General features: G+C 68.4%; 8 protein-coding genes. 2 read left to right on the top strand and 6 right to left on the bottom strand.

Annotated elements, in window-relative coordinates:
- Positions 1 to 107: 107 nt before the first annotated feature.
- The 6 genes from SAZ01S_RS12595 to SAZ01S_RS12570 form a co-directional block, all read right to left on the bottom strand.
- The gene (locus tag SAZ01S_RS12595; RefSeq protein ID WP_084582617.1) at positions 108 to 593 is read right to left on the bottom strand and encodes a DUF1440 domain-containing protein; all 486 of its coding nucleotides are present in this window, start codon (positions 591 to 593) and stop codon (positions 108 to 110) included.
- A gap of 67 nt (positions 594 to 660) precedes the next feature.
- Positions 661 to 1,581 carry a TraB/GumN family protein gene (locus SAZ01S_RS12590; RefSeq protein WP_084582616.1) on the bottom strand — a complete coding sequence of 307 codons (921 nt, stop codon included), beginning with the start codon at positions 1,579 to 1,581 and terminating at the stop codon, positions 661 to 663.
- A 63-nt stretch (positions 1,582 to 1,644) separates the two neighbouring features.
- Positions 1,645 to 2,487, bottom strand: coding sequence for an S-formylglutathione hydrolase (gene fghA, locus SAZ01S_RS12585; RefSeq protein WP_084582615.1), 843 nt, complete (start codon positions 2,485 to 2,487; stop codon positions 1,645 to 1,647).
- The gene (gene purU / locus SAZ01S_RS12580; protein WP_084582614.1) at positions 2,484 to 3,350 is read right to left on the bottom strand and encodes a formyltetrahydrofolate deformylase; all 867 of its coding nucleotides are present in this window, start codon (positions 3,348 to 3,350) and stop codon (positions 2,484 to 2,486) included. The genes fghA and purU overlap by 4 nt, the downstream gene beginning before the upstream one ends.
- Before the next feature lie 27 nt (positions 3,351 to 3,377).
- The gene (locus SAZ01S_RS12575; protein ID WP_084582613.1) at positions 3,378 to 3,767 is read right to left on the bottom strand and encodes a VOC family protein; all 390 of its coding nucleotides are present in this window, start codon (positions 3,765 to 3,767) and stop codon (positions 3,378 to 3,380) included.
- Between the two features lie 14 nt (positions 3,768 to 3,781).
- Complete coding sequence (locus tag SAZ01S_RS12570) at positions 3,782 to 4,894, bottom strand: S-(hydroxymethyl)glutathione dehydrogenase/class III alcohol dehydrogenase (protein WP_084582612.1); 1,113 nt, start codon at positions 4,892 to 4,894, stop codon at positions 3,782 to 3,784.
- A gap of 165 nt (positions 4,895 to 5,059) precedes the next feature.
- Between SAZ01S_RS12570 and SAZ01S_RS12565 the strand changes: the two genes are divergently transcribed.
- A complete protein-coding gene (locus SAZ01S_RS12565; protein WP_084582624.1) occupies positions 5,060 to 5,521 on the top strand; it encodes a DUF4126 domain-containing protein in 462 nt (153 codons plus the stop codon).
- Entirely contained in the window at positions 5,518 to 6,894 is a 1,377-nt protein-coding gene (locus SAZ01S_RS12560; RefSeq protein WP_084582611.1) for an FAD-containing oxidoreductase, read from the top strand. The genes SAZ01S_RS12565 and SAZ01S_RS12560 overlap by 4 nt, the downstream gene beginning before the upstream one ends.
- The last annotated feature ends 4 nt before the right edge of the window (positions 6,895 to 6,898 follow it).

Genomic DNA, 6,898 nt, shown 5'->3' with positions numbered 1-6,898 from the left:
TCCCTCTCCCCTTGTGGGGGACGGAAGGGGCCCGCCGCCGAAGGCGGTGGGAAGGGTGAGGGGGACAAGGGTCCAAATACGATCGCCTGCCCCTCAAGGGCGGGAGCTTACCGCGCGCCGGCGATGATCCGCCGCACCCCTTCCAGCACCATGCCGTAGACGAGGTGCGACGCCGCGCCATAGGCGTGGATCGACGCTGGCGTCTCGCTCGGCCCGCTGCCGAGGCCCAGGGCCGGCACCGCGCCCTCGTCGAGCAGCGCCGAGGTGACGACGCCGTACGCGCCACCGAACCCCGAAGCCGCTTCCGGCCGATATTCCGTAATCAGCCCGTAGATCCCGCCCAGCACGCCGCCGACGATATAGTGCACCGCCTGGCCCGAGGCTTCGCGATACTTCTCCGGCACCTTGTCGCCGGTCGCCGCCTCGACCACGACGTCGGCGGCCTTCACCGTCGCCGGGTCGCCGTTGCTCTGATCTTCCTTCGGGATCAGCTTGCTGGCCTGGTTCTGGAACGCGGCCATGGCGGCCGAGGCGACCAGGCCGGCGGTGACGCCCGCAAGCAGGCCGATCAGGGGACGGGGGTTGGTTGCCATTCGAATTGCTCCAAAAGGGATGCAGCGGGGCGCCGCACCGGAGAGGAAACGCGCCCCGCCGAGCGGATCAGTAGCGGACGCGCTCCGCTGTCACCCGATCCTTGGCGAGGAACGCCTGAACACTGTCGGCACCCGCCAGATGGCCGGCGCCCACTGCCAAGAACACCGTTCCCGGCGTTTGGAGCCGTGCCTCGATCCATTTCGCCCAGCGCGCATTGCGATCGGTCAGCAGGATCCCGGCGAGCTCGGGCGTGTCGCGCATGCCCTCGTTCATCGTCGCGCCGAGCGCCTCGGGGTCTCCCGCGGCCCATTGATCGATCATCTTGGCCAGTTCGTCGCCCATCTTGGGATAGTCGTCGATCGCCGCGCCCAGAAAGGCGAGCTGGAGCCGCGCCGGCATGCCGGCGAAATAGCCGAGCTGCTGTTCGGCGGTCTCCAGGCCGATCACCTGCTTGCCGGCGGTGCGGGCGGCAGTGGTCAGCACCTTTTCCGCGCCGCTCGCCGGATCATAGCCGAGCTTGGGCAGCCCTGCGACGCTGAGCGTGATCCCGGCGATCCAGGGCTGGAGCGGGTCGAACGCGGCCGGGGGCACGCCCAGATCGGCCATCGCCTTCAGATAGGCCTCGCGCTTGTCGGCGGGGAGCTGCTCGGCGATCGGCTTCGACCCGGCTGGCGCTACCGCCATCTTGGCGAGCAGGCCCTGCATCGTCGCGGGATCGGGCTCGATCAGTTCGAGCACCAGCGTGTCGCTCTTGTCGAACGCTGCCTTCACCGCCGAATCGAACCAGCGCAGGTCGGGCTTCAGCACATGGACGGTGCCGAACAGATAGATGGTGGTGTCGGCGTCCTTCACCACCCACAGCGCCGGCGTGGCCGGGCGGCTCTGCACGGCGGGCGCGGCGGCCGGTGCCGCCTGGCCGAAGGCAAGCGGGCTGAACAGCAGCGCAAGCGGTGCGGCGGCGACGGCGAACAGCGACTTGAACTTCACGCCGGGAAACTCCCCCGAATGGTTCGGCGAGGCCCCGCGCCCCGCCGGTGTACTGGCCTCATATCACGCTTTCAGCCGCGTCGCATGCCAGGCGACATGCTCGGCAAGAAAGGTCGAGACGAAGTAATAGCTGTGGTCATAGCCGGGCTGGAGCCGCAGCGTCAGCGGAATGCCGGCGGCGGCGCAGGCGTCGGCGAGCAACTGCGGGCGCAGCTGTTCGGCGAGAAAGGTGTCGGCCTCGCCCTGGTCGACGAGCAGGTCGGGCAGGCGGGCGCCGTCCTCGATCAGCGCGACCGCGTCGTGGGTGCGCCACGCCGCCGGGTTGTCGCCAAGATAGCCACCGAGCGCCTTGCGGCCCCAGGCGACCTGGCTCGGCGCCACGATCGGCGCGAAGGCCGAGACGCTGCGGAACCGCTCGGGGTTGCGCAGGGCGATGGTCAGCGCGCCGTGCCCGCCCATCGAATGGCCGGTAATGCCCTGGCGGGACAGGTCGGCCATCGGGAAGTGTTCGGCGAGCAGCGCGGGCAGTTCGTCCTCGACATAGCTGCGCATGTGGAAATGGGAGGCCCAGGGGGCCTCGGTGGCATCGACATAGAAGCCGGCGCCCTGGCCGAAGTCGTAGTCGGGCATGTCGATCACCCCTTCGCCGCGCGGGGAGGTGTCCGGCGCGACGAAGATCACGCCGGCCTCGGCGCAGGCGCGGCGGTACTCGCCCTTCTCGGTGACGTTGGCATGGGTGCAGGTAAGGCCGGAGAGATACCAGAGCACCGGCAGCGTCGTGCCCTCCGCGTGCGGCGGCACATAGACCGAGAAGGTCATCGGCGTGCCGGTCGCGGTGGAGGCATGGCGGTACACGCCCTGCACGCCGCCGAACGCCTTGTGGGTCGAAACCGTTTCGAAGCTCATTGAAACACCACCGTCTTGCCCTGGTTGAGAAATACCCGGTGCTCGCCCACCGCATGCACGGCGCGGGCGAGGACCTGGGCTTCGATGTCGCGGCCGATGCGGATCAGGTCGTCCACCGTCGCGCGGTGATCGACTCGCTCGACCGCCTGTTCGAGGATTGGCCCTTCGTCGAGGTCGGAAGTGACGAAGTGCGCGGTCGCGCCGATCAGCTTCACGCCGCGCGCATGGGCACGGTGATAGGGCTGGGCACCCTTGAAGCCCGGCAGAAAGCTGTGATGGATGTTGATGCAGCGCCCCGCCAGCGCCGCGGTGAGCGCGGGCGTCAGCACCTGCATGTAGCGCGCCAGCACCAGATAGTCGGCCTGGGCCCCGGCCATCAGCGCGAGGATCGCGGCTTCCTGCTCGGCGCGGTTGGCGTCGTTGACCGGCAGGTGATGGAACGGCACGCCGTGCCATTCGGCCAGCCCGCGCAAGGTCTCATGGTTGGAGACGATGGCGACGATGTCCGCCGCCAGCGCGTTGCTCGCCCGGCGGTGGAGCAGGTCGGCGAGGCAGTGCGATCCTTTCGACACCGCGACGACCATGCGCGGGCGCACGGTGCTGGGGGTGAGCGACCAGTCCAGCTCCAGCCGCTCGGCAAGCGGGGTGAAGTCGGCGCGGAGTGATTCGCCGTCCGGAAAGCGCGGGCCACCGGACTGGAAGACAAGGCGCAGGAAGAAGCGCCCCGTCTCCAGATCTGCATATTGCTGGCTGTCGAGGATGAAGCCGTCACGCTCGGCAAGGAAGCCGCTGACCCCCGCGACGATGCCAACGCGATCGGCGCAGGTGAGCGTGAGGATCCAACTCTCCGATGTGCCGACCATCCGTGCCCCCAAAGAATCGTGGCGTCGTTATCCGCGCGCGACGGGATGCACGGCGCAGAGCTTGTTGCCGGACGGATCGCGCAGATAGGCGAGGTAGAGCTTGCGCCCGCCGGTAGCGTTGCGGATGCCTGCCGGATCCTCGATCACCGTGCCGCCCTGTGCGACGCCCGCCGCCTGCCAGGCATCGACCAGATCGGTCGAGGCGGCGCGAAAGCCGATCGTGCCGCCATTGGCGCAGCTCGCCGGCTCGCCGTTGATCGGCTTGGTGATCAGCAGGCGGCCGCCGTCATGCGCATAGATGATCCGGCCCCATTCATCGATCACGCCTTCGCCCACGCCGAGCACGCCCAGCGTCGCGTCGTAAAAAGCCTTGGCGGCGTCGATATCGTCGGCGCCGAGCATCACATGGGTGAACATGCTTTTCTCTCCTCTTAATACACGACGACGCTGCGGATGCTCTCGCCCGCATGCATCAGGTCGAAGCCCTTGTTGATCTCTTCCAGCGTGAGCACATGGGTGATCATCGGGTCGATGGCGATCTTGCCGTTCATGTACCAGTCGACGATCTTCGGCACGTCGGTCCGGCCCTTGGCGCCACCGAACGCGGTGCCCTTCCAGACGCGGCCGGTGACCAGCTGGAACGGGCGGGTGCTGATTTCCTTGCCCGCCTCTGCCACGCCGATGATGATCGATTCGCCCCAGCCGCGATGGCAGCATTCGAGCGCGGTGCGCATCACTTCGGTATTGCCGGTCGCGTCGAAGCTGTAGTCGGCGCCGCCGTCGGTCAGCTCGACCACCTTGGCGACGATCTGCTCGCGCGACATGCCCTTGGTGTTGAGGAAGTGGGTCATGCCGAACTTGCGGCCCCATGCCTCGCGGTCCGGATTGACGTCGATGCCGATGATCTGGGCCGCACCCGCCAGCCGGGCGCCCTGGATCACGTTGAGGCCGATGCCGCCCAGGCCGAACACCACGACCGTCTCGCCCACCTGCACCTTGGCGGTGTTGACCACCGCGCCGACGCCGGTGGTGACGCCGCAACCGATATAGCAGCTGGTCTGGAAGGGGGCGTCCTCGCGGATCTTCGCCACCGCGATCTCGGGCAGCACGGTGAAGTTCGAGAAGGTCGAGCAGCCCATATAGTGGAAGATCGGCTGGCCCTTGTAGCTGAACCGGGTGGTGCCGTCCGGCATAAGGCCCTTGCCCTGGGTGGCGCGGATCGCGGTGCACAGATTGGTCTTGCCCGAGAGGCACGACTTACACTGGCGGCATTCCGGCGTGTAGAGCGGGATCACATGGTCGCCCGGCTTCACGCTGGTGACGCCGGCGCCGACCTCGCGGACGATGCCGGCGCCTTCATGGCCGAGCACCGAGGGGAAGATGCCTTCCGAATCGAGGCCGTCGAGCGTGTAGGCATCGGTGTGGCAGATGCCGGTGGCCATGATCTCGACCAGCACTTCGCCCGCCTTGGGGCCTTCCAGATCGAGTTCGACGATCTCCAGCGGCTTCTTCGCTTCGAAGGCGACGGCGGCGCGGGTCTTCATGGCCGGGTTCTCCTGTAGGGCTTGGTTGGGCTGCCTGATCGATCAATCGGTGGCCGCTTGCAACCCGTCGCCGTTCGTTTCGTTGGCGGCGTAACCATACCCAAGTCCAGTTGCGCGCGCGCCGCAAAAGGCGCTCCTGTCGTTCCGCTTATGGGAGACCTGCTGATGCCGCCCCTCGTCCTAGCGCTGCTGATCGGCGTCGTCGCCGGCATGCGCACCATGACCGCGCCGATGGCCACCGCCTGGGCCGCCTATGCCGGCTGGTTGTCGCTCGACGGCACCTGGCTCGCCTGGCTGGGCTGGTGGGGCACGCCGTGGATCTTCACCGCGCTGGCGATCGGCGAATATGTCGCGGACACGCTGCCGACGACGCCGAGCCGCAAGTCGCCACCGGGCTTCATCGCGCGGCTGGTGTCCGGCGCGCTGTGCGGCGCGGCGATCGGGCTGGCGGCCAGCTCGCTGCCGCTGTGCCTCGTCGCCGGGGTGCTGGGCGCGGTGATCGGCACGTTCGGCGGCTATGCGGCGCGGATGGCGATGTTCCGCGCGTTCGGCGCCGACCTGCCCGCCGCGCTGATCGAGGATCTCGCCGCGATCGGCATCGGCGCCTTCGCCGTGGCATCGCTGTGAGCCGCAAGTTCGACGCCATCGTCATCGGCGCAGGGCAGGCCGGGACGCCGCTGGCCGGGCGGCTGAGCGAGGCGGGCATGTCCGTGGCGTTGATCGAGCGCCACCTTCTCGGCGGCACCTGCGTCAACACTGGCTGCAAGCCGACCAAGACCTGGGTCGCCAGCGCCTATGCCGCGCATATGGCCAGGCGGGCCGCCGATTTCGGCGTGACGATTGGCGGCGAAATCGGCATCGACTTCGCCAAGGTGCGGGCGCGGGCCGACAAGATCTCCGCCGATTCGCGCGCGTCGCTGCGCGGATGGATCGACGGCATGGCGAACTGCACGCTGTTCTTCGGCCATGCCCGCTTCCAGTCGCCGACCCGCGTGGTGGTCGCAGGCGAGGTGCTGGAGGCCGAGCGCATCTTCCTCAATGTCGGCGGTCGCGCGTTGGTGCCGGACATGCCCGGCGTCGACGACGTGTCGTTCCTCACCAACAGCACGATCCTGAAGCTGGACGCGGTGCCGCGGCATCTGGTGGTGGTCGGCGGCAGCTATATCGGGCTGGAGTTCGGCCAGATGTTCCGCCGCTTCGGTGCCGAGGTGACGATCGTCGAGAAGGGCCCGAAGCTGATCGGCCGCGAGGATCCCGAGATTTCGGACGCGGTGCGCGACATTCTGGAGGGCGAAGGCATCGCCGTGCGTACCGGTGCGGAGTGCATCCGCTTCGCCGCGCAGGGGGAAGACGTGCTGGTCGGCGTCGACTGCCAGGACGGCAGCCCCGAGGTGCTGGGCAGTCATGTGCTGCTCGCCGTAGGGCGCACGCCCAATACCGATGACCTCGGCCTTGCGGCAGCGGGCGTGGAGACCGATGCGCGGGGCTATATCCGCGTCGACGATCAGTTGCGCACCACCGCGCCGGGTATCTGGGCGATGGGCGACTGCAACGGCCGCGGCGCCTTCACCCATACTGCGTACAACGACTTCGAGATCGTCGCCGACAATCTGCTCGACGGCGCCGACCGCAAGGTGACCGATCGGATCCCGGCCTATGCGCTCTACATCGATCCGCCGCTCGGTCGCGTCGGCATGGGCGAGGCGGAGGCCAGGCAGGCCGGCCACCGCATCGAGGTCGGGCGGCGGGCGATGACGCGGGTCGGCCGCGCGGTGGAGAAGGACGAGTCGCTCGGCTTCATGAAGCTGGTGAGCGATGCGGACAGCGGCCGGATCCTCGGCGGCGCGATCCTCGGCACCAACGGCGACGAGGCGATCCACGGCGTGCTCGACCTGATGGTCAAGCAGGGCACGGCGACCGACCTGGCGCACGCGGTGCATATCCACCCCACCGTCTCCGAGCTATTGCCGACCATCGCCGGCGAGCGGAAGCCGGTCTGACCAG

It is taken from the genome of Sphingomonas azotifigens NBRC 15497 (genome assembly GCF_002091475.1).
Taxonomy (GTDB): Bacteria; Pseudomonadota; Alphaproteobacteria; order Sphingomonadales; family Sphingomonadaceae; genus Sphingomonas; species Sphingomonas azotifigens.
This window is presented reverse-complemented; position numbering and strand designations above follow the sequence as displayed.

What these genes read in the sequence shown, in the direction of transcription:
- fghA (WP_084582615.1), bottom strand. Translation starts at nt 2,487, where the DNA reads ATGAGCTTCGAAACGGTTTCGACCCACAAGGCGTTCGGCGGCGTGCAG.
- SAZ01S_RS12565 (WP_084582624.1), top strand. Translation starts at nt 5,060, where the DNA reads ATGCCGCCCCTCGTCCTAGCGCTGCTGATCGGCGTCGTCGCCGGCATG.
- SAZ01S_RS12595 (WP_084582617.1), bottom strand. Translation starts at nt 593, where the DNA reads ATGGCAACCAACCCCCGTCCCCTGATCGGCCTGCTTGCGGGCGTCACC.
- purU (WP_084582614.1), bottom strand. Translation starts at nt 3,350, where the DNA reads ATGGTCGGCACATCGGAGAGTTGGATCCTCACGCTCACCTGCGCCGAT.
- SAZ01S_RS12575 (WP_084582613.1), bottom strand. Translation starts at nt 3,767, where the DNA reads ATGTTCACCCATGTGATGCTCGGCGCCGACGATATCGACGCCGCCAAG.
- SAZ01S_RS12570 (WP_084582612.1), bottom strand. Translation starts at nt 4,894, where the DNA reads ATGAAGACCCGCGCCGCCGTCGCCTTCGAAGCGAAGAAGCCGCTGGAG.